28 protein-coding genes are annotated in these 26,408 nt (G+C 30.0%); 22 read left to right on the top strand and 6 right to left on the bottom strand.

Annotated elements, in window-relative coordinates:
• Positions 1–32 precede the first annotated feature (32 nt).
• From ACQ3F0_RS14710 to ACQ3F0_RS14695, 4 genes are all read left to right on the top strand, one after another.
• A complete protein-coding gene (locus ACQ3F0_RS14710) occupies positions 33–824 on the top strand; it encodes a tryptophan-rich sensory protein (protein ID WP_428866073.1) in 792 nt (263 codons plus the stop codon).
• A 225-nt stretch (positions 825–1,049) separates the two neighbouring features.
• Positions 1,050–1,667, top strand: a complete 618-nt coding sequence (locus ACQ3F0_RS14705) for a nucleoside deaminase (protein ID WP_428866072.1) — start codon at positions 1,050–1,052, stop codon at positions 1,665–1,667.
• Between the two features lie 65 nt (positions 1,668–1,732).
• Positions 1,733–2,107 (top strand): winged helix-turn-helix transcriptional regulator, encoded by a 375-nt coding sequence (locus ACQ3F0_RS14700; RefSeq protein ID WP_428866071.1) that lies wholly within the window; start codon positions 1,733–1,735, stop codon positions 2,105–2,107.
• A 170-nt stretch (positions 2,108–2,277) separates the two neighbouring features.
• Positions 2,278–2,826 (top strand): nitroreductase family protein, encoded by a 549-nt coding sequence (locus ACQ3F0_RS14695; RefSeq protein ID WP_428866070.1) that lies wholly within the window; start codon positions 2,278–2,280, stop codon positions 2,824–2,826.
• Between the two features lie 44 nt (positions 2,827–2,870).
• On the opposite strand, the gene ACQ3F0_RS14690 is transcribed toward ACQ3F0_RS14695, so the two are convergent.
• Complete coding sequence (locus tag ACQ3F0_RS14690) at positions 2,871–3,275, bottom strand: FMN-binding protein (RefSeq protein ID WP_428866069.1); 405 nt, start codon at positions 3,273–3,275, stop codon at positions 2,871–2,873.
• A gap of 244 nt (positions 3,276–3,519) precedes the next feature.
• On the opposite strand from ACQ3F0_RS14690, the gene ACQ3F0_RS14685 reads away from it, so the two are divergent.
• The 3 genes from ACQ3F0_RS14685 to ACQ3F0_RS14675 all read left to right on the top strand — a co-directional run bounded on the left by ACQ3F0_RS14685 (position 3,520) and on the right by ACQ3F0_RS14675 (position 6,183).
• Entirely contained in the window at positions 3,520–4,146 is a 627-nt protein-coding gene (locus ACQ3F0_RS14685; RefSeq protein WP_428866068.1) for an SGNH/GDSL hydrolase family protein, read from the top strand.
• Between the two features lie 221 nt (positions 4,147–4,367).
• The gene (locus ACQ3F0_RS14680; RefSeq protein WP_428866067.1) at positions 4,368–5,183 is read left to right on the top strand and encodes an oxidoreductase; all 816 of its coding nucleotides are present in this window, start codon (positions 4,368–4,370) and stop codon (positions 5,181–5,183) included.
• Positions 5,184–5,193: 10 nt separating this feature from the next.
• Positions 5,194–6,183: a helix-turn-helix domain-containing protein gene (locus tag ACQ3F0_RS14675; protein ID WP_428866066.1), complete on the top strand. Its 990-nt coding sequence runs from the start codon at positions 5,194–5,196 to the stop codon at positions 6,181–6,183.
• Positions 6,184–6,269: 86 nt separating this feature from the next.
• Here ACQ3F0_RS14675 and ACQ3F0_RS14670 read toward each other — a convergent pair whose 3' ends face one another.
• Together ACQ3F0_RS14670 and ACQ3F0_RS14665 are read right to left on the bottom strand one after the other, a co-directional pair.
• Positions 6,270–6,971 carry a heterodisulfide reductase-related iron-sulfur binding cluster gene (locus ACQ3F0_RS14670; protein WP_428866065.1) on the bottom strand — a complete coding sequence of 234 codons (702 nt, stop codon included), beginning with the start codon at positions 6,969–6,971 and terminating at the stop codon, positions 6,270–6,272.
• Positions 6,972–6,995: 24 nt separating this feature from the next.
• Complete coding sequence (locus tag ACQ3F0_RS14665) at positions 6,996–7,550, bottom strand: bifunctional transcriptional activator/DNA repair enzyme AdaA (RefSeq protein WP_428866064.1); 555 nt, start codon at positions 7,548–7,550, stop codon at positions 6,996–6,998.
• A gap of 239 nt (positions 7,551–7,789) precedes the next feature.
• Between ACQ3F0_RS14665 and ACQ3F0_RS14660 the strand changes: the two genes are divergently transcribed.
• The 8 genes from ACQ3F0_RS14660 to ACQ3F0_RS14625 all read left to right on the top strand — a co-directional run bounded on the left by ACQ3F0_RS14660 (position 7,790) and on the right by ACQ3F0_RS14625 (position 17,008).
• Positions 7,790–8,230, top strand: coding sequence for an OsmC family protein (locus ACQ3F0_RS14660; RefSeq protein WP_428866063.1), 441 nt, complete (start codon positions 7,790–7,792; stop codon positions 8,228–8,230).
• A 186-nt stretch (positions 8,231–8,416) separates the two neighbouring features.
• Positions 8,417–9,289, top strand: a complete 873-nt coding sequence (locus tag ACQ3F0_RS14655) for a helix-turn-helix domain-containing protein (RefSeq protein ID WP_428866062.1) — start codon at positions 8,417–8,419, stop codon at positions 9,287–9,289.
• A 185-nt stretch (positions 9,290–9,474) separates the two neighbouring features.
• Positions 9,475–10,584, top strand: coding sequence for a nucleotidyltransferase domain-containing protein (locus ACQ3F0_RS14650; RefSeq protein ID WP_428866061.1), 1,110 nt, complete (start codon positions 9,475–9,477; stop codon positions 10,582–10,584).
• Positions 10,585–10,593: 9 nt separating this feature from the next.
• Positions 10,594–10,860 carry a CD3324 family protein gene (locus ACQ3F0_RS14645; RefSeq protein ID WP_428866060.1) on the top strand — a complete coding sequence of 89 codons (267 nt, stop codon included), beginning with the start codon at positions 10,594–10,596 and terminating at the stop codon, positions 10,858–10,860.
• Between the two features lie 542 nt (positions 10,861–11,402).
• Positions 11,403–13,331, top strand: a complete 1,929-nt coding sequence (locus tag ACQ3F0_RS14640; protein WP_428866059.1) for an endonuclease MutS2 — start codon at positions 11,403–11,405, stop codon at positions 13,329–13,331.
• A 169-nt stretch (positions 13,332–13,500) separates the two neighbouring features.
• Positions 13,501–14,751: a putative manganese transporter gene (locus tag ACQ3F0_RS14635; protein WP_428866058.1), complete on the top strand. Its 1,251-nt coding sequence runs from the start codon at positions 13,501–13,503 to the stop codon at positions 14,749–14,751.
• Between the two features lie 316 nt (positions 14,752–15,067).
• Positions 15,068–15,892 (top strand): MerR family transcriptional regulator, encoded by an 825-nt coding sequence (locus ACQ3F0_RS14630; protein ID WP_428866057.1) that lies wholly within the window; start codon positions 15,068–15,070, stop codon positions 15,890–15,892.
• Between the two features lie 69 nt (positions 15,893–15,961).
• Complete coding sequence (locus tag ACQ3F0_RS14625) at positions 15,962–17,008, top strand: serine hydrolase domain-containing protein (RefSeq protein ID WP_428866056.1); 1,047 nt, start codon at positions 15,962–15,964, stop codon at positions 17,006–17,008.
• A 387-nt stretch (positions 17,009–17,395) separates the two neighbouring features.
• On the opposite strand, the gene ACQ3F0_RS14620 is transcribed toward ACQ3F0_RS14625, so the two are convergent.
• Both ACQ3F0_RS14620 and ACQ3F0_RS14615 read right to left on the bottom strand, forming a co-directional pair.
• Positions 17,396–18,055 carry an FBP domain-containing protein gene (locus ACQ3F0_RS14620; protein WP_428866055.1) on the bottom strand — a complete coding sequence of 220 codons (660 nt, stop codon included), beginning with the start codon at positions 18,053–18,055 and terminating at the stop codon, positions 17,396–17,398.
• Positions 18,056–18,367: 312 nt separating this feature from the next.
• Entirely contained in the window at positions 18,368–18,646 is a 279-nt protein-coding gene (locus ACQ3F0_RS14615; RefSeq protein ID WP_428866054.1) for a CD3324 family protein, read from the bottom strand.
• 356 nt (positions 18,647–19,002) lie between these two features.
• Here ACQ3F0_RS14615 and ACQ3F0_RS14610 point away from each other — a divergent pair, with 356 nt between their 5' ends.
• The gene (locus ACQ3F0_RS14610; protein WP_428866053.1) at positions 19,003–19,554 is read left to right on the top strand and encodes a phosphatase PAP2 family protein; all 552 of its coding nucleotides are present in this window, start codon (positions 19,003–19,005) and stop codon (positions 19,552–19,554) included.
• A 412-nt stretch (positions 19,555–19,966) separates the two neighbouring features.
• Here the strand turns inward: ACQ3F0_RS14610 and ACQ3F0_RS14605 are convergent, their stop codons facing one another.
• Positions 19,967–20,152 (bottom strand): hypothetical protein, encoded by a 186-nt coding sequence (locus ACQ3F0_RS14605; protein WP_428866052.1) that lies wholly within the window; start codon positions 20,150–20,152, stop codon positions 19,967–19,969.
• A gap of 285 nt (positions 20,153–20,437) precedes the next feature.
• Here ACQ3F0_RS14605 and ACQ3F0_RS14600 point away from each other — a divergent pair, with 285 nt between their 5' ends.
• The 6 genes from ACQ3F0_RS14600 to ACQ3F0_RS14575 all read left to right on the top strand — a co-directional run bounded on the left by ACQ3F0_RS14600 (position 20,438) and on the right by ACQ3F0_RS14575 (position 26,345).
• Positions 20,438–20,959, top strand: coding sequence for a ferritin family protein (locus ACQ3F0_RS14600; RefSeq protein WP_428866051.1), 522 nt, complete (start codon positions 20,438–20,440; stop codon positions 20,957–20,959).
• A gap of 157 nt (positions 20,960–21,116) precedes the next feature.
• Positions 21,117–21,680: a uracil-DNA glycosylase gene (locus ACQ3F0_RS14595; RefSeq protein WP_428866050.1), complete on the top strand. Its 564-nt coding sequence runs from the start codon at positions 21,117–21,119 to the stop codon at positions 21,678–21,680.
• Positions 21,681–21,703: 23 nt separating this feature from the next.
• Positions 21,704–22,519 carry a MerR family transcriptional regulator gene (locus tag ACQ3F0_RS14590; protein WP_428866049.1) on the top strand — a complete coding sequence of 272 codons (816 nt, stop codon included), beginning with the start codon at positions 21,704–21,706 and terminating at the stop codon, positions 22,517–22,519.
• Positions 22,520–22,607: 88 nt separating this feature from the next.
• The gene (locus tag ACQ3F0_RS14585) at positions 22,608–23,627 is read left to right on the top strand and encodes an ester cyclase (RefSeq protein WP_428866048.1); all 1,020 of its coding nucleotides are present in this window, start codon (positions 22,608–22,610) and stop codon (positions 23,625–23,627) included.
• A gap of 19 nt (positions 23,628–23,646) precedes the next feature.
• Positions 23,647–24,648: a hypothetical protein gene (locus ACQ3F0_RS14580; protein WP_428866047.1), complete on the top strand. Its 1,002-nt coding sequence runs from the start codon at positions 23,647–23,649 to the stop codon at positions 24,646–24,648.
• A 278-nt stretch (positions 24,649–24,926) separates the two neighbouring features.
• Positions 24,927–26,345: a L,D-transpeptidase family protein gene (locus ACQ3F0_RS14575; RefSeq protein ID WP_428866046.1), complete on the top strand. Its 1,419-nt coding sequence runs from the start codon at positions 24,927–24,929 to the stop codon at positions 26,343–26,345.
• Positions 26,346–26,408 lie beyond the last annotated feature (63 nt).

Raw genomic sequence — 26,408 nt, 5'->3', positions numbered from 1 at the left:
TTGAATATAGATATTTTTTAAGGGGTGAAGTAATGAAAGGTAAAAGAGGTATTACCTTTATAAATGTTCTTGTTGTTGTTACATATTTAATTATGATAGCTGTTAATTTTCTTGCCAATAGCATTCCAATAAATGGGGTGACAACGGGAGAAGTTGCCAGCAAATATAAAAATCTTTTTACACCAGCACCTATTACATTTTCCATATGGGGACTTATATATCTGCTTTTAGCAGCATATACAATTTATCAGCTGGGATTTTTTCAAAAGGATAAAAGTGTAGAAAGAGATAGTCTATTAAAAAAAATAGGAATTTTCTTCTCAATTTCTTCAATTGCAAATGCATTATGGATTTTAAGTTGGCATTACTATAAAATTCCTTCATCTTTGTTGCTTATGATTGTGATGCTTATTTGTTTAATAATGATTGTATCAGAAATAAATAAAACTGACTTATCATGTAGAGATAAGTTTTTTATAAAAATACCTTTTAGTGTCTACTTTGGATGGATTACTATTGCAACAATTGCCAATGTAACAACTTTCCTTGTAAGCATAGGATGGGATGGACTAGGAATTTCAGAAGAAACTTGGACTATTATAGTAATACTGTTAGGTCTACTAATCAGTGTTATAACAATTTTAAAAAATAATGATTTTATTTATGGGTTGGTTATAATATGGGCTTATATAGGTATACTAATTAAACATAAGTCACCCAATGGATTTGCAGGTCAATATCCTGCAATAATAACTACTCTCATTATAAGTATTGGGATATTAGTAATTGTTGATATATATATACTAAAAAGAAAAAGTCACTAAACATCAGGGAGACCTGATGTTTTTTATTGTACGAGGAACTTATAAATTCCTCGAAGCAAACTTTAGAATTTCCTACCTTAATATTATTTTTAATAAATTTTATAGCTGAACGGTTACGGGTAGGTAGACTAGATTTTATTTGACTGGTAATATAAACTATAAATAGACTTTTATAATGTAGAGCTGGACTAGATAGATTGATGAGTTACTAGAGGGGGCAGGAGTATGAGGATGGAAAGTGAACAATGGAAGGCATGCTTTGAAGAAGCATGGGAAGCTTATTGCAATGGTTCAATACCAATTGGTGCTGTAATAGTTTCAAAAGAAGGTGAAATTATATCACGTGGAAGAAATATGGTAAGCGAAAATATAAAAGAATTGAGCAGATTGAGCGGAAGTAAAATAGCCCATGCAGAAATGAATGCAATATATAACAGTAAGCAAGGAATAAGAGATGCAATTATATATTCTTCAATGGAACCATGTATTATGTGCTTTGGTGCAATCGTTATGAATGGAATTAAAGAAATAAACTATGCTGCGAGAGATGGAATAGCAGGCGGCACAAATTTAAAAAACTCTTTTATCGACAAACAAGATATAAAAATAAATGAATATAATCCAGAATTAGAAATTGTCCAATTAGTAATAAAGACTGATTTTATGTATCGAAGTTTTGCGGAACGAGCTGAAGAATTGTTGAGTGTATGGGAAGAAACTTGTCCTATAGGAATACAAATAGGAAGACAATGGTATAAAGAAGATAGGTTAATAAATTACAAGAAAGATAACTATAGTATTGAAAGAGTAATTGAAGAGATTAGTAAAGAACTAAGTAAGTGAGAAGATTACCTAGTTTAAATTTGGAGATACAAAAGTTTAAAAAGAACTTAAAGAAAGGAAAATTGATGCATATGGTAAAAGGTAATAAAAATGTATTTCATTGTAATGTAGAGTTGACTATAGATATTATTGGTGGTAAATGGAAACCACTTATTATGCATCATATAGAAAATTCTGGCGTTATTCGATATGGGGAATTAAAAAGAAAGATTCCTAATATTAATGAAAGAGTGTTATCGAGACAACTTAGAGAATTAGAAGAATGTGAATTGATTCATAGGAAGGTTTATAATGAATTACCTCTTAAAGTAGAGTATTCGATAACAGAAATAGCGAAAACTTTAGCGCCTATTTTAGAGGCGTTAGGTGAATGGGGAATAAAATATAACCAAAAATTTAATTACGGAGAGATAAATTTCGAAGATGAATACCAAGAATAATCAAGTAGCCGCGAACACGCTAATTAGTGAGTTCGTGTTTTTTTTTGAAGAGTGTACACAAATGCCCGTACGGATAATAATGTCAGTACTTGTTGTGTGATATGGATTTGTATATAATCTAAACATCAAGTAACAATAATAGATAATTTTAAAGAAAGAAGGTATATAAAATGGATGCAATTACAATGATAAAAGAAAGAAGAAGTGTTCGTAAATTTAAGAATGAAAAAGTAGATAGAGAAACTATGAAGGATATTATTTCTATTAGTAGATGGGCTCCATCATGGGGAAATTTTCAAGTAGCAAGATATACATTAGTTGATGATGAAGCAATTATCAAAAGACTTGGAACTGAAGGGGTTAATGGATTTATTTATAACACTGACACTTTAAAAAATGCAAAAGGTGTTGCAGTGTTAAGCTTTGTTAAAGGTAAAAGTGGTAAATTAGATGGAGATGATTATGCAACTTCAAAAGCTAATGTTTGGGAAGTATTTGATGCTGGTCTTGCGTGTCAAACATTTTGTTTAGCAGCACATGCAAAAGGTGTTGGAACAGTAATCATGGGAGTTATTGATGATGATTCAATTTCTAATATTGTAGGTTTACATGAAGAAGAAACAGTAGCTGCACTTATTGTTTATGGTTACCCAGACGAGAATCCAGCAGCAACACCAAGAAACGATGTTGAAGATATAATGCGTTTCGCAGGTGAATAACAAAAGAAAGTAACTAAACATCAGGGGAACCTGATGTTTAGTTACTAATTTACTTTTAAAGCATTACTTATAGCTTTCAAAATAATTTTACTACTAGCTGTTGCACCAGAAATCGTATCCACCTCTAAAGTATCCTTTTTAACTACTTGCTTAATAACATTCTCAGCTTTTTTTGCTTTCTTCCAATCATATTCATGTTTTAAAATATCAATTTTAGTAATCTTATTATCCTCTACAGTTACACTTACCTCAGCTGACGCAGTAACTGCACTAAAAGCTCCAGTATAAGTACCATCTTTAATATTAGATAAATCAACATTTTGGATAGAAATAGTATTGATAGCTTTTTTATATTTTTTCATTTTAACCAATCGAGTTCCTCCTACTATTAATAAGATTGACCCTAATACAACTATTAAAGGTATGATTACGTTCTTTCTTTTTTTCATAGTAAATCCTCCTTATACCAAGTATGATCCTACTATTTCATTATATTAATTGAATAAAAAATTACATGTATCTAAAGTTATATTTTTCAAAAAACAATTCAGCTACTGCATATACTCACTACTATAGCTAACTTTAGAGTTCTTTGTTATGAAATATTAATAGTGTGATAAAATTAAATAGAAATAAAAAAATGTATTCTGTTTGCGAATGGAAGAAAATCTATGACTTATTTGAGGTGATGTTATGTATTCGATATTATGTTATGGTGATTCAAATACTTGGGGATACAACCCAAAAGATGGCTCAATATATCCAAAACACTTATCATGGACAGGAATTATGAAAAAAGAACTGGGTGATAATTACGAGGTAATAGTTGAGGGTTTGAACTCAAGAACTACAGTATGGGATGACCCCATTGAAGGAGAATATAAAAATGGGAAAAAGTTTTTATTTACATGCTTACAATCCCATAAACCGATAGATCTAGTTATTATTTTTTTAGGCACTAATGATTTGAAGTCTAGGTTTAATATCTCTGAGAATGATATTGCAAGAGGGGTAGAAACATTAGTTAAAATTATTCAAAAGAGTGAATCAGGAGTAGATATGACAGTGCCAGAAATATTAGTCATCATACCTACTAAGATTGAAGGAATAAAAGAAGCAGGATCAAGTTTTGATAGAGTATCTGAAGAAAAAAGTAAATTATTTTCTATAGCGTATAAAGAAGTTCTTAAGGACTATGATATTCATATGTTTGATGCATCTGAGATTATAGAACCTAGTAAGATTGATGGGGTTCATTTTGATTTAGACAAACATGAACTTTTAGGCAAATCAATTGCAAAAATGATTAAGAATCTGTAAAAGAAACTTCCTCTGTTGCATGTAGAATTTAGTACCTGAAGTCGGCAATCACGACTTCAGACATTTTTGAAAAGCTTAAATTGGCGCTAATTGTATGTATGATGGCACTGAATGTAGTTAATTTATAATCTTTTTCTAGATATAATATGAGTATAAGATGAAGGAATAAAGCTTTGGAAACTAATATTTTTAAAAACATATTATATTTTGGAGGGTGTATGATGGCTAAAAAAGTAGCATTAATAACAGGCGCAAGTAGCGGCATAGGATTTGATGCAGCAGTAGAACTTATGAAAAAAGGATTTACAGTATACGGTGCAGCTAGAAGAGTTGATAAATTAAAAGAACTTGAAAGCAAAGGAATTAAAACAATTAATCTAGATGTTACTAATGATAAATCTATGGTTGAATGTGTGGATACAATAGTGAAAAATGAAGGTAGAATTGATATATTGGTTAATAATGCGGGATATGGTTCATACGGTGCAATTGAGGATGTTCCAATGGAAGAGGCAAGAAGACAAATAGAAGTAAATGTATTTGGATTAGCGAGAATGACTCAATTAGTTCTTCCACATATGCGAAAAAATCACTTTGGTAGAATTATAAATATATCATCAATGGGTGGTAAAATTTATACATCATTTGGTGGATGGTATCATGCAACGAAATTTGCCGTTGAAAGTTTTAGTGATTGTCTTAGATTAGAGGTAGAAGAATTTGGTATTGATGTAGTGGTTGTTGAGCCAGGTGGAATCAAAACTGAGTGGGGAATTATAGCTTCTGAGAATCTTAAAAAAGTTTCTGCTAAGGGGGCTTATGCAAAAAGTGCTTCAAAGTCAGCTGATTCAATGAAAGAAATGTATAGTGGGAATAGACTTACTGAGCCTAAAGTTATTGCAGATACAATTGTAAAAGCAGCAACAGCTAAAAAACCTAAAACAAGATACTTAATTGGATTTGCTGCAAAACCTGTGGTATTCTTAAGAAGAATATTACCTGATAGAATGTTTGATAAAATTATAAGAAGCATGTAGAGGTGGTTAAGTGAGCAATTTTTATGTTTTAGAAAATTCTTATAAAGATTATATAAAAGCTTTAGGTATTAATGCTGAGTTGGTATTTAAAAAGGCAGATATACGCTATAAAATGGTTAATAAAGATGGAATTTCTATTTCTATTGAGCAATATATTAGATTTATGGAAAGTCTTGATGAAGTTATAGAAGATAAAGATATTATTGAGCATAGTAATATTGAGAAAATAATGATGTTTATTCCACCTTTGTTTGCAGCAATGTGTGCTAGAGATGGTATTAATTGCTTCCAAAGAATTTCTAAATATAAAAAAATAATTGGTCCATTTATACTTGATGTACACACTGATGATGAAAAACTTAGTATGGAGTTTATATTTGATAACAATAATAGGGACATTCCAAGATTTACGATTATAAGTGAGCAGGTACTAATGGTTAATATTATTAGAAAAGCCACTGGGCTAGATATTGTACCTACAAAAGTAGCTTCTGTTTATGATTATGGAGATGGTGAACTAGAAGAATTTTTGGGTATTAAACCTGAAAAATGTGATACTAATCTGTTAGAGTTTAGTATTAAAGATGTGAAAGAGCCATTTATAACTGAAAATAACACTATGTGGAGCTATTTAGAACCTGAATTGATAAAAAGAGTAAAAGAGTTAGAAATAGATGTTTCATTTTCTGCAAAAGTCAGAAGTATATTATTTGAATTAATTCCAGCCGGAGCTGATAATATTGAATCAGTTGCTAAAGAAATGGCACTTAGCGTAAGAAGTTTGCAGCGTAAATTGACAAATGAAAAAACAACCTTTATGAAGCAACTTAATCATACAAAGGAATTACTTGCTCGTAATTATTTGAAAGATAAAAATATATCAAATGATGAGATTGCATTTTTAATTGGTTATTCTGATTCAAATGCCTTTAGAAGAGCTTTTCGAAATTGGACTGGAATGACGCCTAGTGAATATAGAAATAAATATAATGCTAATTGAAATAAAATATAATATAAGCAAACCAACATCAGGGAAACCTGATGTTGGTTTGGATAAATAACCAATAAGCAAAATATCAACAGTACCTAATGAGCGTCGATGTATTCTTTAAGTGCGTCATGATATACATCAAGCCTTGTTTCTTGTGGCTCAGTTAATTCATCGAGTATAAGGTCTACCATATGATGAGCTGTTTTTTCACCTATTGTCATAGACTTTATACATGAAACACAATATACTACTACATCTTGACATGGCATTTGTGATGCACGTTTTTTTTGTAACTCGTTAACTTTCTCAATGGGAAGTGTTGGATAAAAATTATCACCACAGCAGATAGAGTTTGTCCCTGAATACTTTGATTCGATTATTTCAATATTCATTTTACGTAATATGTTTCTTACCGCATTGTGTACTTGTGGCTTTGGTCTATAGGAACATGAATCATGTACGGAAGCTGTCAATCCGCTGTAATGTGGTAATGGTAAATTCTCAATTGAATCCAAAACTTCCCAAAGAGAGATTGTTTGTATTCCGTCGTACAGTGAACGAAAACGTCTGTCACAACCTGCACAGTTATTTATTATTGTTGACCCATTTGGTAAATTAGGATTGTGGTGACAGCATATATTGTGCATTTTAACCGTTCCGAAATATTTGTTTAAAAAAGCTAATATTTTGTGCTCTGATTCCGGCTTGTAGGTACTCAATGCGCAGCCAGGATTAAAATAGCATTTGTCCATATCTATATCTGATAATTTTATACTTTTAAGTCTCAAACCTTCCATAATGGAATACACTCCTTTTCATAACTATTCATTGTTAAAATTCTTATTACGATATTTAGCTGGTGACATGCCTGTGTTTTCTTTAAAAAAACTATAAAATCCAGATAAGCTTCTAAACCCAATGTAATATGCTATGTTAATTATATCTTCATTAGAATTAACCAATTTTTTCTTTGCTTCTTCTAATCGTAAATTACATACATATTTAGAAACTGTTACTCCATATTCGTCTTTAAATATTTCATTTATTCGATGATAAGTAATGCCTACACTGTTCATTTCTTCTTGCAATTGAAACTTTTCTAAATAAGTTGAATCTAAGAGATTTTTAACTTTTGCTGCTATTTCTTTAATGGGCTTATAATCTAGCAAATCGCTTCTACACCTTTTACATGCTCTAAAGCCAGCTTTTCTTGATTCTTCAGAAGTATCAAAGAAACAAACATTTTCTCTTTTAGGAAGTTTTGACTTACATGAAGGTCTACAATAAATACCAGTGGACTTAACAGCATAGAAAAATATTCCGTCATAACTTTCATCGTTGTTTTTCACAGCTTTCCACATTTCATCTTGATTCACTAAGTCACCTACTTTCTTTTTTCTCAGTATAACAACTTCTATTCTTATTATATAGAAAAATATCTAAAATTTCTTCTAAAATTTTTATATTCAATTTTAGGTCAATTTTAATAAAAAAAGATCATGTTAAAAGTCTACATAATTTGCATTAAAAATAGCAAAAAAAATCAAGATAAATTTTTCACAATTTGGCATAATGAAATTGTACAAGAAATTAAACATGAAAGAGGATGATAAATATGTCTATCGAAATTTCTAAAGCTACATCACATTTATTAGAGGGGGTAAAGGTTGAATCAACTTCTAGAGGATTTAAAATGATCTTAGATGAGCCAATAGAAGAGGGTGGAACTGATAGTGCAATGAATCCTGTGGAAGCATTACTATGTGCAATAGGTTCATGTCAAAGTATAGTAGCAAAAATGGTGGCTCAAAATATGGGAATAGAAATTGAAGATTTAAAGATTGAGCTTGAAGGAGATTTAGACCCTGCAGGTTATCAAGGGGATACAAGTGTAAGACCGGGATTTCAGAACATTAGATCCAAGTTCATTATTAAATCTAATGCATCAGAAGAAGAAATACAGCAATTGGTTGCAGTAGCAGAGCAATTCTGTCCTGTTGGGGATACTATATCTAATGGAACAAACTTAGTTGTTAGTCATGTTATTGAAAAATAATAAATAACATGGTTAAACCACAAAAAGTAAGTTGAACTAAATTACTTTTTGTGGAATAACCATAACATAATATTTAAAAGGGTGGCTTTATGCCACCCTTTTAAATATAATAAAATTAGACAACCTTTAAATTTTACTTATATATAAATGTCTTTTAAATTAAAGGAGAAAGGAGTCTATTTTATTATGGATTATGTTACTTGTATGGAAAAGTCTATAGAGTTTATTGAAGAAAATATAGTGAAAGCAATATCTTTGAAAGAAGTGGCAGTGGTAGGCGGATTTTCATTTTATCACTTTCATAGAATATTTAAGGCGATGACGGGAGAATGTTTAAAAGAGTATATTAGAAGAAGAAGACTTACTCAAGCCTCTTTAGATTTATTATATACAGATCAAAGAATTATAGATATAGCAGTGAAATACCAATTTGGATCTCAAGAAGCATTTACAAGAGCATTTAAAAAAGTATATCGTAAAACTCCTGCTATATATAGAAAAAATAAGAGAAATCTAAGCTATTACCATAGAAATAAAATGGATGCACAAAGGATCAAAATGGTAACTGAAATTATTGAAATAGGATATGAATCAGTGTTTGAAAAGGAGTTGAAATTAGTTGGTATTGAATATATAGAAAAATATAATAAGACTACATTTAATAAAATGCTTACAGATTTTGTTAGCAAAAAAGATGATATCCAAAATACTGTTAACCCAGATATAATAATAGGTATATGCCATTATAATGTGTATGACTTTGATCCAAACATAAATAAAATTCATTATATGTTTTGTACAGAGGTAAAAGATTTTAAAGATATACCTAAAGACATGGTTACGAAAACTTTATCTAAAAAAGATTATTTAGTCTTTCTACATAAAGCATCCAGAGATAAGATTGGTGATGCAGATCGATATATATATGGAAGTTTTTTACCTAAATCAGGTTATGAATTGTTAGAAGGTGAAGATTTAGTTATGTTTGATTATAAGAAAGACAATGAAACAAAATTATTTGTTCCTATTAAGAGTGGAACAGGATTCACAAATTCATAAAAGCAACTTAACTAACATCAGGGAAACCTGATGTTTTTGCATTTTTATATAAGTTGTAATGCATAAAATAGTACCTAAGTATCCTGTCTATATACTACCAAAAAAGAATAAGATATACTTAATTTATGAATTGATGACGTCATAGGATTTAAATCTATTAACAAATAGTATTTAGGAGGAATAATATGAAAAACAAAGAAAGAATTATTAATATAATAAAAAGTAAAATTGAAAGTGATTATAAAGATGATGTAGCCATATTGGCGGTGTATGGTTCCTATGCAATGGGGATTAACGATGAAAAATCAGATGTAGATTTTTTCTATATTCCAAAAACTGATAGGGCTAATGCATTATGCTACCAATTTATAATTGATGGCATTGGGTATGATTTATTTCCAATTAGGTGGGAAAGATTAGTTAAAATTGCTGCATTAGATCAACCGCTAACTGCAGTAATTACAGAATCAAAGGTTATATTTTCATCAACTGAAGAGGATTTAAATCGTTACGAAGGCTATAGAAAAAGTATACTTAAGATATGTAGCCCTCAAGGTCAAAGTGTACTGCTAAATAAAAGTTATGAATATTTTAATGAATGTTTTATCTATCTTCATAATATGAAGAGTGAAGTTAAAAATATGATTGATTTACGTATAGAGTCAAGCAAGATTATTTCTAAGATTGTGATAGTACTGGCTTTTGCAAATCATACCTATTACAAAAGAGGGATGGGAATGAATATTAAAGATTCATTTGAATTAAAAAAACTTCCAAAAGACTATAAAGCTTTAATTAACCTGATTATTGAAGCTAGTGATAGCAAAGAAATTATTGAGGCATGTGAAATACTGATTAAAAATACACGTGAGTTTTTGTTAGAACAAGTCAAATCAAAAAAACAACAGGAACCATATGAAACAATTTTTGTAGGATATTATGAAGAATTAAAATCAGTTATTAATAAGATGATGAGGGCTTGTGATAAAAAAGATGAATACTCTGCTTTTATAATTGCTGCTTATTTTCATGAGGAAGTAGCTCAGTTTATGGCTAAATCAGAAGAAGGTATTTGGTACAACGATCGAAATTATTATAGCGAGTATAGTAAATCATTTGAAACATTTATTGGTGTTGATTTAATGAAATTAGCAGCGATGAAAGAATTTTCAGCTTTAAAAGAAGCGGTGAATGAATTTGAAACAAAATTTGTTGATCTATTGGTAAAAAAAGGAGTAACTATTAAGAGTTATGATTCAATTGATGAATTTGAAGTAGATTATCAAAAGAGATAGGAGTATAAGATGAACCATAAAAAAGCAGAGTGTATTTTACCAAAAGATTTGCTTGATGAAGTTCAAAAGTATATTCAGGGAGAATATTTATACATTCCAAAGGCGGATGGCTCAAGGAAAAAATGGGGTGAGAAGTCTGGTGCACGACAAGAATTAGTCCAGAGGAACCAAAGTATTCGTTATGAGTTTAGTCAAGGTAAATCTATAGATCAGTTAGCAGAAGAATATTATTTAGCCATTAATAGTATTAAAAAAATCGTGTATTCGAAGAAATAATTAGCCACAGTTAGGCAAGAATATTGCATAACTCAATTTGTTGATGTATAATTAAGATAATATAAAATTTGGAGGTACTTTTGTGAGTGTAGTTGTTCTTAACTAAACGAATTTAATAAACATCTTAAAAGTTTTAAAAACCCGTTTTGATTGGGTCTGTTTGTTATGCATTTAAGATGTAAATAGGTTAAGAACACGGATAGCTAATCTCATAAAACATGCCCTTAATAGGGTTTAGTTTAAGGGACTCTTTATATTTATTATTTGCTATTAGAGCCGTGCTTTGCACGGCTTTTTTTATGCAAAAATAATATAAAAATTGAAACAATATAGAGCTATAGGTGTATTCTGTTCACCTATAGCTTTTATTTTTTGGAGGGATGAAGTATGTTAAATGTTGTAAAGGAATATGCAGATGCATATTCAAAAGAAGTAATTAAAATTAGGATAATGAAAATGGAGAGTGATTAAAATAGTTAATTATATAAAAGATATTGAGATTAAGGTTTTAGTAAATACTAAGATTAAAGGGGGTAAATCAAATGAATAAAGGAACATTTGAAAAATTACAATTAAACGAAGTAAAGGAATTAGTAAAAAAATATTGCGCAAGTTCACTTGGAAAAGATTTAATAGATAAGCTAAACCCTAGTGGAAATATGAAGGTAGTTAAACGAAGATTAGATGAAAACAAAGAAGCTAGAAAAATAATAGAAAATAGTAATCATATACCTCTTGAGGGTTTATATAATCTAAATAATCTTATCGATAAGGTTGAAAAAGGAATGATATTAGATCCAGAGGAACTTATAAAAATAGATAACTTTCTAAGAGGAAGTAGAAAAATAAAAGCTTTCATGTCTGATAAAGAATTTTATGCACCTACATTAAGTGCATATTCTGTAAATATAACAGCCTGTGAAAATATAGAAAGTGAAATAGAACGTTGTATAAGAGGAAATAAGGTGGATTCGCAAGCTACGAAAGAACTAAAAAAAATAAGGAGAAATATAGAAGTAACCCAAAGTAAAATTAAAGAAAGACTAAATAAATTTTTAATGGCTAGTGGAAACAAAGAGTATATTCAAGATTTTGTAGTAAGTGAAAGAAATGATAGATATGTAATTCCAATAAAAGCATCCTACAAAAATAAAGTGAATGGAGTTGTATTAGATACATCATCAAGAGGAACTACCGTATTTATTGAACCCAATAGTGTATCGAAGTTTAGTATAGAATTGATTAGTTTAAAAAGTGAAGAATCAATAGAGGAAAATAAGATATTATGTTATTTAACGGAGCTTATATTTGAAAAAATAACAAATGTTAAATTAAACATTGAAATAATGGCAGAGTATGACATGGTTTTTGCAAAGGCTAAGTATAGTCAAAATATTAAAGGAATTACACCTAAAATAAATGATAGAGGATATATAAAAATAGTTAATGGAAAACATCCTCTATTAAAAGGGAATGTTGTACCACTAAATTTAGAAATAGGAAAGAATTATAGAAGCTTGCTAATTACAGGACCTAATGCAGGAGGAAAAACTGTTGCGTTAAAAACTGTAGGCTTGTTATCGCTAATGGTTCAATGTGGATTTGATATTTGTGCAAAAGAAGAGACTGTAATGAATGTATTTGAAAATATCTTTGTTGATATAGGGGATAATCAAAGTATAGAAAATGCTCTTAGTACCTTTTCTTCACATATAAAAAATATTGCACAAATAATGAATTTATCTAATAATTCTACTCTAGTGATATTAGATGAAATTGGAAGTGGAACAGAACCTAATGAAGGTGCTGCACTTGCTATAGCCATTCTTGAAGAACTTTATAAAAAGGGATGTATAACCTTAGCATCTACCCATTATGGAGAAATCAAGAAGTATGCATCGTCTCATCCGGAATTTGAGAATTCCGGTATGATGTTTGACAAAGAGACTTTACAACCACTATACAAGCTAACCATAGGTATATCTCAGGATAGTAATGCGTTGTTTATTTCTAAGAAGATGGGTATAAAAGACAAGGTATTAATAAAAGCAAAAGAATATATGGATGATAAAAACTATAATTTTGATTTAGTTAAAAGAAGTAAAATAGAATCATCTGGGAAAGTACATGAAAAGGAAGAGGAAAATGAAAAAGAAACCTACGTTTATCATGTTGGAGATAAAGTTAAATTATTAGATAAAGATGATTTTGGGATTATCTATAAACCTATGGACAAATTAAATAATGTAAAGGTCCTATACAATAGTGAATTTATAGAAGTAAATGTAAAGAGAATAGAGCTTTCTTTAAAAGCAGCAGAGTTATATCCAGAGGGCTATGATTTTGATACTTTGTTTGTAAGTTATAAAGAAAGGAAATTAGATAGGGATATTGAAAGAGGATCTAAAAAAGCGTTGAAGAGAATTCAAAAGGAGATGAAACAAGAAAGACAGGATAATCAAAACTATTAGTAATGGGTGGATATGATTATTTTAAGAAACATCAGGGGAACCTGGTGTTTTTTGAATAGAAAACTTTTTAATAAGGAGAATTACTTGGAAATGGTAATCATTATCAATAGAACGGCATATACTACTATTAAATTGTATCTGAAATTAATAAATTACAGAAGGGAATGAGATGAAAATTTTCAAAGACATTTTAAATATTATATTAAGTTGTGCAGAAGGAGCATTTCTACAAGTAGGAGTATTTGTAGGGGCAGTACTTTTGATTTTCGGTTATATAAATTATAAAAAAAATGGAAAACTTATAGAAGGCATTGAAAAATCGAAGAATATTCAGCCAATAATTGGTGCATTATTAGGATTAAGTCCTGGATGCGGAGGTGCAATACTTGTGATGCCATTATTTATTAAAGGCTCTATAAGCTTTGGTACGGTAATTGCAACATTAATTGCTACCATGGGAGATTCAGCTTTTGTTATGATAGCTGCCAGACCAGCAATGTATTTGTTAGTTAGTGTTTTAAGTTTTGTAGTAGCAATAGTAGCTGGATATATAGTAGACTATTTTAAAATAGGAGAAAATTTAATAAAACATCATAAAGTGAAATCGGCTGAAGAATTAAAGGATGAGCATGAAAAGTTTAAAAATGTAAAAACAGAGTATGAACTATCATATCCTAATGTAAGATTAAAATTAGATAAAAAAATTCATATAGGACATGAAGAAGGCGATGAGATAGATATTGCACTTCATCACCAAGCTAATAATATTATTGGTTATAAGTCTCATAAATTCACTCATGGTGTAGGATATAAAGTATTTTGGGTATTAACTACAATTGGCTTGGTATTAGGAATAGTGCTTTTATTTCAAGTTGACATTAATAGTGATTTATCGATTCCTCATTTAGGAAGCATAATTGGAATAGCTGGTACAGGTTTTTCAATTATATACATGATAATATCTAAAAAAATATTAAGAGATGATAAGCATGGTGAAATAGAAAGTAAGATGTTGTCCCTTAAAGAAACATTTATTCATAATGCAGAAGAAATAGCATTTGTAAATACCTGGGTTTTCATTGCGTATTTTATTTATGAGATGTCAGTTTATTTTGTAGGTGGTGAAGTTGTAGTTAAAGGATGGCTTATGGCTACAGGAATAATTTCAGTAATTATTGGCGCATGTGTGGGATTAATACCCGGATGTGGGACTCAAATAATATTTGTAACATTGTTTACAAAAGGATTTATGCCATTTGCTGCATTGTTTGCTAATGCTATATCGCAGGACGGTGATGCATTATTTCCATTGATGGCAATGGATAAAAAATCATCTTTATGGGCAACTATAATTACCACTATACCTGCACTTATATTTGGATGTATATGTTATTTTATTGAAATGAAATTATTACATTAAAATAAAATAATTCATTAGAACTTTAAATGAGAATAACTTTGATTTAAATACCTACTCTAGCAAATGATGGGTATTTTTGTATGTGTGCCCAGGATAGGTATAGCATGGGTATAATCTATAGGGTAAAAGTCCCGAACACCAAAGGTGATATAGTTGTTAGCTAAAAGCAAGATTGTTATAATGAACCGCTGTATATTGGTCGGTACATGCAGTGGTGTGAGAGGACGCTAAATAAAATGATTATTTAGATCCTACTGGATTTGACTTTGCCCTTAGGGAAAGGTGTATAGTAGAATTGAACAAAGGAGGTGACCTATTGTTATCTATTGGAGAATTCTCAAAGATATGCGAAGTATCTACAAAAACACTTCGATATTATGATGAAATTGGATTAATTAATCCTGATGACATTAATCCTGAAAATGGTTATAGGTATTATTCTATCAGACAACTAAAAAAGATGTTATTTATCAATCGTTTGAAATCTTATCATTTTTCTTTGGAAGAAATCAGAACCATTCTGGAATTGGAAGAGGATGAATCAGAAGAGAAGCTTTGTTCTGTTCTTAATCGTAAGAGGATGGAAATACAGGAAAAGCTAAAGGCTTTTGAATATACCCTAAAACAAATGAGTAAAGATATTTCAAATTTAGAAAAGGGTATACCAATTATGTCATACGTTGACAATATAGAAGTAAAACTTGTTGAAACACAGCTAACGAACATAGTTTCTATGCGTCAGATGATGAGTAGTTATGATTGCATTGCAGGGTATGGAAAGTATTTTAGCAGGTTATATGAAAAGATTGCTACTGAAAAACTTACCTTACTTGGTACACCAATGACTATTTATCACAGCATTGAGTACAATCCTGTTGGCTATGATACAGAGTTTGCTATCCCGATAGTAGAGAATATAAAGGGAACGAGAAATTTACATGGAGGTCTTTGTGCTAAGGCTGTTTTAAAGGGTTCCTATTCAGAATTGACATCGGTATATGCTAAGTTAAGGGAGTGGGTGGAAGATGAGGGATATGAATTGGTTAAATCACCATATGAAATATATGTAACCAATCCATATCAGGCCACCGTTCCTGAGGATATTGTTACTGAGGTATATTTTCCTGTAAAGAAAAAATAGTTGCAAGACCGGACACTTTCCTTAATGTTCTTTAAACAGACAAAAAATGTCTTTTAGGAGGTATCTATAATGCAAAGAAACTACTGGCCAACTACAGAATGGCAAGCCCTAGACCCGGCAACTTTGAGAATGGACTCTAAAAAGCTTTCAGAGCTTGAACCTATGATAAAATCTCAGCATAGCAATATAAAAGGTATTGTTATTGTGAAAAATGGATATATTGCTTATGAAAGATATTATAATGACTATGGACCAGATGATGCACACCATGTGGCATCTGTAACGAAAAGTATAATATCTATTCTCATTGGTATTGCTATAGATAAAGGATATATTAAAGATGTAAACCAGAAGGTGCTGGATTTCTTTCCTGAATATGTTCCTGAAGCTGGGGATATGAAGAAACGAGAAATCACCATAGGACATCTTCTTACTATGACTTCTCCATATTCATTTGAGGACTGGCACGAACCGTTGGACAAGATGTGTATGCAACCTGACTGGGTAAAATACACTTTGGATATGCTAGGTGAAAAAGGAAGCATTGGAGTTTTCAAGTATTCCACTGCAGGGGCACACCTGCTTTCAGCTATCATTACTCGTAGTACAGGAAAAAGTGCTCGTGAATTTGCAAACGAGCATTTATTTAAACCTATTGGTATGAAAGAAATCCCGGATTATGAAATTAAATCATTTGGGTTTGATGAATTATTCGGGAAGGAAGTAAAAGGATGGGTTAAAGACCCAAACAGCAACTCTACAGGAGGATGGGGACTTACGTTAAATCCCCGCGATATGGCTCGTTTAGGTTTTCTGTATCTTAACTATGGTATTTGGGAGAATAATCAGATTATTTCTAAGGCATGGGTTGATGAGTCTACATCGCCGCATTCTGAGACATTGATTGGTGAGTCAATAACCAAATACGGGTATCTATGGTGGTTACGCCAAGAGGACGGAGTTTTTGCATACTTAGCACTTGGGGATGGAGGGAATGTCATTTGTTGCATTCCAGAAAAAGATCTAGTTGTAGCAATTGCATCAGAATTCATCATGAATCCTCGTGATAGGTGGACACTGATTAAGGAATGTGTTATCCCAGCTATAATAGACTAAAAAATAATTTATAAAACAGCAAAGAAAAAGGATGTAATACATTTTTCTTTGCTGTATACAATTTGGATAATGGCTTTTGGATTATTGTTTCATTTATAAACTCTTAGATTTTATCTAATGCTTTTATTACTAACTAATAGAACTGTATAATATTATCTATAGATATATATCCACTATCTCTACGTAAGCTACATTTACATTAAGAATTTCTACATCACTGTAATAAAGCGATCTAATATATTAACCTTTAGAAACTAAAGTATTAAGGGCTCCATATAAGTACCAGCACCTAAAACTACTCGATTATTGATTAGTGTTATAACATTTTGTATAATGCCATACCAATGCAAAGGAGTATATAAGGATAGCAATATTAATTAAATTGTGTCACTTTATATTGTTAACATCCTTTAAAATTTTTTCAAGCTTTTCCACGGATGCAATTCTTTCATTACACTCCTTGCTATCCAAACAAATATTAAAGCCTATTGACCTATAAGCGTCTCTTGATGTATTAGATGTTTTACATATTGGTGAAACAAAGGCTATTTCATATTGGCTACCTACTTTATTGCAAAGGGAACATACATGAGCATTATTGGAAGACTGATTTAGAATTCTACATGCCATACCTATTGGTTTATCATTCATATTATAAACTACAAATAACTTTTTAATGGATTCATCAATCCAACCTAAATAAACATTATTTGAATTCTGAGCATCTGGATCAGGTAATTTAAATTTCTTTTCTTTTTTGAATAATTTCTTGATTTCTGCTTTTGTAATGATTGGCATTCCATATACATATTCATTCAATTTGTCTAAATACATATTAATGTATATGGGGTCATTAATTCTTGTAATATCAAGGAGCTCTTTTTCTTCCTGGGATAGGTTTGTAAAAAGATTCAATATTTTCATGTTCATATACACTTTAGTTGTTTCAATAATATTAATATCTACACAATTTCTAAACGTGTTGTTTAAATCATTTGAACATTTTTTTATATAATTATACTGATGTTTTTTTATAAAAGCTTTCATAAAATCCAGCACCTCTTTTCTGAAATATATAATTTATAGTGTATAGTTAAGGAAAGAGATTGTTTAAGAATAAGTTTTACTAATTTCTTAAAAAAAATGATAGAACCATTCATATTTTTGAAAGAAAAGTAAAACTAATTATTAAGCCAACTCTTAAAAAAAGATGATTATTATTACTCCAACTGAAAGTAACAATAATCATCCTGATTTAAAACATATTACGTATTCACGATAACTTTCATTGGATTGCTACAATGAAATCATATCACAATTTAAAATAAGCATTCAACCTAATAAATAATTCTGTAGTGATTATGAGCATAGACGCTTTTCTTGATTTATTATTCTTCTTATACTTTTTTCTGATAGATAATACTCTTGAGTTAGTTCATTAATAGTAGTCCCTTCAATGTACTTTTTATAAATTTCATTATTTCTCATCTTAAGACTACTTTTTATACCACTACTTTCTCCCCAGGACTTATGATTTTCATGTTTTCTGGGTACATAAAGATATTTGCCGTCTACATATTCTTGTATTATTTTAACAATTTCCTCTGGTAACACATCTTGCGCTTTTGCATATTTCATTTCCTTACTCCTCCACTCTTAGCATAGTATTAAAGCAAAGAATACAAAAAAAGCTATGTGTTACAGAACCTAAAACCTGTACGTAATTCAGCTAACTTTACAGACTAGGCTCCAAACAAAGCATAGCTTACATTGTTGTAGTCTTTGCAAGGAGCAAGTTGTTTTAGAGCTGAATGTATTAGTTACTTTCATAAAAACACCTCCAATATGTATACCTATTATAGCATAATTATGTAGAATATTTACAGAGGAACAAATTTTAAATGAAAAAATTGAAATATATTACTATGTGATATAATTATACTAAAATTAAGGTTATCCCTTTACAGAATTTTATTTTAAAATGGAGGTTAAATATGACTGAGTTAATGAATTTTGAATTAGCAGTATTGGATAAAATACAAGATATTATGGGTACTCCGTTTTTTGATAATATTTGGCTGTTTTTCACTCACATAGGTGATTATGGTCTTATTTGGATAGCAATAACAGTTGCTTTATTGATGTATCCAAAAACACGAAGAGTGGGAATAATGTGCTTAATTGCTCTATTATGTGGAGCAATTGTGACTAATGGATTGTTAAAGAACATGGTGGCAAGGGCAAGGCCATACAATTATAAAGATATTGCATTATTAATTGATGAACCTCATGACTATTCTTTTCCTTCAGGGCATACTACTGCTTCTTTTGCTGTAGCTTTTGTATTATTAAAGGAACGATTGAAGGTGAATAAGGTAAACATGTATATACCTATTTTAATTATTGCGATACTTGTGGCTTTTTCTAGAATGTATCTTTATGTTCACTTTCCTAGTGATATTTTAGCTGCTATAGTAATTGCCTATTTCTGTAGTGTTGCTTCACGGTACTTGTTTATGAAATTAAATGATTATACCAGGTCTTAGTCAAAAAAGTTGAAATGTAAATTTTCATATAATCATTTATAAAACTACTTCTCAATCTTTTTTGGAAATGAAACTAGAGGAAATTACTAATAACACAGTGGATAGATAATGAAAGAAATTAGAGAATTCAAAATTATAAAAACACAAACAGGTGATATAGAACAAATCTATCTATTTGAGCGAGAATACATAATAGAACATGAGTATGATTTTAAGTGGTTTTATCAACTTTAGTAACCAATCCAGCTCAATATCTTTTCGAGAAGAGGAATTATGAAGTGTTAGAAATAAAAGATGGGTGGATTTATTATAGTAAAGATTTATGCTTTATTATTGATAATTTCTTTCATAACAAATATGGAAGTAGGTAATCCTACTTCCATGAAGTAACTAAAATATTATATAAATATTGTTACTTATGTTTATCAATAAGTTGTTGTAATTTTCTTGCTTGCATACCTGATTCTTCAGCAAATTCCTTAAATATAGAAGAGACTTCTTTATCAGCTACTTCCTTAGAAAAACATTCAAAGTCACGAACATTTTCTTGTACATCCAATAATTTTTTCATAATAGCATCATGAGTATTCATATCCATAGTATACTCCTCCTTAGAAATTGAATTTTTTTAGTTAATATTTATTATACGTATTTAACAAAAAAATATCCTAAATTAGTTATATTACATCATTAACATAATAATTTGATTAGATAATTGTTGTTGTATCCATGTTTTAATTAATTTAAATTTTTTAATAATCACTTAATTCTCTTTTTGTATTTCAATATTGTAACACTTGCCCAATGAAATGAATATATTATAATGTACAAAGGACAAGCTATATGATTGAATTTGAGTTTTAAATAGAGGTGGTGATATATAATGATGAATCCTTATCGCTGCGAAATTTGTGGAGAAACTTCTTTAATGGATAATCCACCACAACGTTGTCCTTTCTGTGGGGCTATTAGAAAACGTGTTGTACCTGCTGCTGAATGGATAGAATATGGTAAGGTTAATATGAGTGAACAAAGTTATAAAGATTGTCAAAAAGCTTTAGAACTTGAAATAGCAAACTATCTTTACTACAAATGTTCTGCAGCCAATGCAGAAAACCAAGTAACCGAAGCTATTTTTAATCGTTTAATGAAACAGGAATTCGAACATGCAGAGGTTTTTGCTGATGCAATGGGAATATCTTTTAATAAAGCATTAAAACAATGCTGTGCAGATAATGATTTCAAAAATTTAAAGGAATCTAATAAGCACGAAGTTAAGGCAGTAGAATTTTATACAGAAGTAGCTACTAGAGCTCCAGAACCTCGTATAAAAGAAATTTTTCGTGCTATAGCGGAAGTTGAACAACAGCATCTTATTATAACCAATATGTATTTAACTAGATAAGAATATTATTATTCATAGTATATTTATACAGCGTAGGGCGACCTACGTTGTTTTGATTAAAAATATATTATACTGATTTTAAATTGAAAAAGTTACAATGTATGTATAAAATAAGGGTATATAATTACATGATATTATAAAAATTAGGAGAGGTATTATGTATACTTTAGAAGAAGTACAGAATTATGTTTACAATTGTAAAAAGTGCAAACTACATAAAAGTAGAACCAATATTGTTTTTGGGCAAGGAAATACAAATGCAGATATTATGTTTATCGGAGAAGGACCAGGATTCTACGAGGATCAAAAAGGTGAGGCGTTCATAGGACCAGCAGGGCAACTTCTAACAAAAGCAATAAATGCAATAGATATGACAAGGGAAGATGTGTATTTTGGTAATATAGTAAAATGTAGACCGCCAAAAAATAGAGATCCGCAAAGTGATGAAATAGCTGCATGCATGCTATATCTTAGGTGGCAAGTTAAGTTGATAAAGCCAAAGATTATAGTATGCTTAGGTAGAATAGCAGCTACAAATATTATTGACAGCAATCTGAGAATAACAAGGGATAGAGGAAAGTGGTGTCACAGGAAGAATACGTGGATTATATCTACATTTCATCCATCAGCTGTTTTAAGAGATGAGTTGAAAAAAAGACCATTTTGGGAAGATTTTAAAGAAATCAAAAATAAATATGAATCTTTAATCAGTGAGAAATAATTATACTTTACTTGGGGGTATATATGAAAAAGTATTTTTCTATAGGAGAAACATCAAAGATAAATAATGTTTCAATTCAAGCTTTAAGGCTTTACGATAAAATGGGACTCTTAAAACCTGCTTTTATAGATCCTGATAGTAATTATAGATATTATACACCAAATCAATTTGTATATATTGACTTAATAAAATACGCAAGGTATATAGGTTCTCCCCTGAAAGAACTAAAAGAAATAATTAATAATGAAGATATAAGTTTTTTATTTTCTTTTATAGAAAAGCAACAGAGTTTAGTCCAAAAAGAAATCACAAGATTAAAAAGAATTAGTGAAGATATGGAGAACATGGGTGAAAAAATACAATATACATTACGATATAATGGAAGAAATAAAATATATTTTAGAGAAATAAAACAAAGATTTATAACAAAACCTGGAGTTAATGAAGATGATTCAGAGAGCGATAAGGTATTAGAATTAAGAAAGTTAACTGCACTTATGGAGAAAGATGGAATAATGTATGAAGGCGAATATGGGAATTTAATTTATATAGAATCATTTTTGTATGAAAGTAAATTTCGATATAAGCATCCTTATATAACGCTATATGCTGATGAATTAAAACATAAAAGTAAAAATATTGATGAAATTCCCGCTGGAAAATATATTTGTATTGCATATTTAAATAAAGATAGATACGTAGCAGTAAAGAAATTAAAACAATATATTGAAGAAAATAATATTATTTTAAAAGATATTATACTGGAAACTGATTTATATAGTACTCCAAAACAATATGTAAATAATCAATTAATAAATGAACTACAAATTTTAATCTAACACTATTGACTCTATACAAAGTATAGAGTTTATAATTTTTTTGAGAGTAATTATTCCATTACTCTATTTTAAAATATGAGGTGATAAAATGAGTTCAGTAAGAATTAAAAACAAACAAAGAATTTATGAGTTTTCTAAACATATTCGTAAAGCAAATTCTCAAAATATCGATAGTGTATTATCTGAATATTTTCATGAAGATGCAGTGTGGTATGGACCTCATCCATTCAACACATTAAATGGTTTAGAAAGTATTTCTAATAACTTTTACAAACCATTATTGACATCATTTCCTGATATACAAAAAAATGATATTTTCTTAACAGGAGGATCATTTGCTGGAGCTGAAGGAGAATGGGTTTCTACAATGGGAAATTTTGTTGCAACTTTTGAAAAGGATTTTTTAGAGATTCCTGCAACAAAGAATGTAGTATGGTTAAGATTTGGTGAGTTTCATAAAATGGAAAATGGTAAAATAGTTGAAACACGTATCATAGTAGATATATTGGATTTGATGAGACAAGCAGGTATAAAATTCATCTCAGCTTTAGGTAAAGAAACATTCTGTCCAGTTCCATCTACTATGAATGGAGTTATATTAGGTGAATCTGATGATGTAGAATCAACTAAAACTTTGAAATTAGTTGAAAATATGCTTTATAAAGGATTACGAGATGATTATCATTATAATGGCGTTTATGGTATGGGAATGGAATATTATTTTCATGAAGATTTTATGTGGTATGGACCTGGCGGTACAGGAACAACTAGAGGCTTAAAAGGTTTCCTAGATTATCATTGTGATCCTTTCTGTAAAGGTATTCCTGATTGGAATGGTGGAAATCATCTTACTCGATTTGCAGAAGGTAACTTTTGTTCATTCGTTGGATGGCCAAGTATTTATGCTACACATACCGGTGATGGATGGCTAGGATTACCAGCAACAAACAAGAAGATAACTATGCGTGTAATGGACTTTTATAGAAGAGAAGACAATCTATTGGCTGAAAACTGGGTTTTCATTGATATGGTTGATTTCCTTTTACAAATTGGTATAGATGTTTTTGATCGGATGAAGGGCAATTTGAATATTTTTAAATCTAACTAGAAAAATTGAGGTGAGAATTATGGGAAAATATACGGAAACAAAAAAAGTAACTTTAGACTATTTTGAAGCAATGGAGAAATGTAGTCCTGAAGAAGTTAAAGATGTTATGAAAAAACATATGGCAGATAATTATGATTTCAAAGGTGTTTATCCTTTTAGGCAACAATATGGTATTGATGATGTTGCAGAGAAATTTTGGATTCCTCTAAAAAAATCATTATTACACATGAGAAGAAGACAGGATATATTTATAGGTGGAGAGAACATGTATGCTCCTGAAGAAAAATGGACTATGAGCATGGGTCATTTTATGGGATTGTTTGATAATGACTGGCTTGGTATACGTCATACGCGCAAGATAGCCATGCTTAGATATGTTGAGTTTACATGTGTTGAAAATGGAAAAATAACAAAATCAGGTTTATTTTTAGATATTATAGGACTTATGCAACAGGCAGGAATGTATCCATTGCCTCCATCAACAGGACATTATTTCGTTTATCCAGGACCAAGAAATCATAACGGATTATTGTTTGATGATGCTCATGAGTCAGAAGGACAAAAAACTTTGGATATCATAAACCAATTCACAATCGATCTTCAGTCGTATAACGATAAACCGAATGTACCTTTCGATTGTTACAGAAATACATGGCATGAAGATATGGTATGGTATGGACCGTGCGGTATAGGTGCAACATATACTGTGGAAAGATACTTTGAACAGCATCAAAATCCATTTACATATGGTCTTGATGATATGAAATTTAACGGACATGTAGTGAGATTTGCTGAAGGTCCATTTGCTTGTTTCTTTGGATGGCCAAATCTCACAAATAGACCAATAGGAGGTTATATGGGACTTCCAGCAAGTAATATAGCTGATATGCAGGTAGTTGATGTATACTCACGTGAAGATGATAAACTTGCAGAAAATTGGGTGTTTATTGATAATGTATATTGGATGAAACAGCAGGGCGTTGATATACTGGGAAGAACTGAGCAAATTTTGAACAAATAGTATTTACAATTTAACTTAATATGATTTAAAAACCTACCTTTTATTGAGGTAGATTTTTTTTGTTGTATAAGAATTTATAAATTTTTTCAGGAATTTCATACTTGTCAAATGCAGTTATATCAATACATTGTAGCATTGTGTAAAATATTCACACTGATTTATGCATTTGTTCTTTTTACTTTCTTTGAATCACTTGAAAAACAAGAATATATTAGATAAAATAGTAATTGATAGTAAATTATAACAAAACATAATATAATATATTAACAATTTAAGGGGTGAAAAGTACGATAGATAGAAGAGTAAGGCGTAAAAAAAAGCAAAAGAAAAAGTATAAGAAAGTTGTTTTGAGTCTTTCAGTTTCTTTGTGCATCATACTTGTTATATATTTCGGAATGGCATTATATTTTACTAACCATTTTTATTTTGGCTCTACTTTAAATTGCATAAGTGTTTCAGGTAAAAGTGTAGAATCAGTAAATCAATTAATGTCATCAGAACTTCAGAAATATGAGTTAAATCTAAAGGAACGTGGAGGCAAAAACGAAAAAATTAGAGGAGATGAGATTGGTTTAACATATGAATCAGGTAATGAATTTAAAGATTCTATAGAAGAGCAAAATCCTTTTAAATGGATTTTGGAAATTTTCAAGACAGAAGATAACAATATGGTAGAAGGACTTAAATTTGATGAAAAACTTTTGAAAGAAAAAGTGGACAACCTCTTTTGTTTTGATAGTGCAAATATAATTGAACCTAAAAATCCTAGCTTTAAGTATAATGATAGTAAATATGAAATTGTTCCTGAAGTGAATGGAAACAAGGTAAAAAAATATATTCTATACAATCATATAGAAGATGCAATACTTAAGGGAGAGACTTTAATAGATTTAGAATCAATTAATTGTTATGTGAAACCTGAATATACTTCAGATTCTGAAAAAATAATTGATGCAAAAAACTTATTAAATAAATATGTATCATCAAAAATAACTTATACTTTAGGAAAAAATAAAGAATGTTTAGATAGTTCTACAATAAAAAATTGGCTCACAGTAAATGAGGATATGATTGTGAAATTTGATGAGGAAAAAGTAAAAGATTTTATAAATACCCTTGCTAAAAAGTATAATACAGTAGGAAGAAAAAGAAGTTTTGTAACTTCATCTGGAAAAAAAATAAAGGTTGGCGGTGGAGATTATGGCTGGTCTATAGATATAGCTAAAGAAACAAAAGCTTTAGCTGAAGCTATAAAAGCTGGTGAAGTGGTAACGAAAGAACCAGCATATAATCGAACTGCATTGTGTCATGGCGGAAATGATATTGGAACCACCTATGTAGAAATAAATCTTACAAGTCAACATTTATGGTTTTATAAAAATTCTTCTTTGATATCAGAAGGTCCTGTTGTTACTGGGAATGTGAGTGCTAATAATACAACACCAGCAGGTATTTATAAACTAAAATACAAACAAAAGAATGCTATACTTCACGGGGATAATTATGAAACAGAAGTTGCATATTGGATGCCTTTTAATGGAGGAATAGGAATTCATGATGCAACATGGAGAAGTACTTTTGGTGGAACAATATATAAGACCAGCGGGTCACATGGTTGTGTGAATTCTCCATACAATTTAGCAAAGAAAATATTCAATAATATTAGAGCAGGTGTTCCAGTTATTTGTTATAACTAATACAATTAGTATATTATATATCCTAAAAAGTATCTGAGGTGTTGACGAAGTTAGATACTTTTT

Origin of the sequence: Clostridium sediminicola (genome assembly GCF_050402865.1) — a bacterium.
GTDB classification, from domain to species: Bacteria; Bacillota; Clostridia; order Clostridiales; family Clostridiaceae; genus Clostridium_AF; species Clostridium_AF sediminicola.
This window is presented reverse-complemented; position numbering and strand designations above follow the sequence as displayed.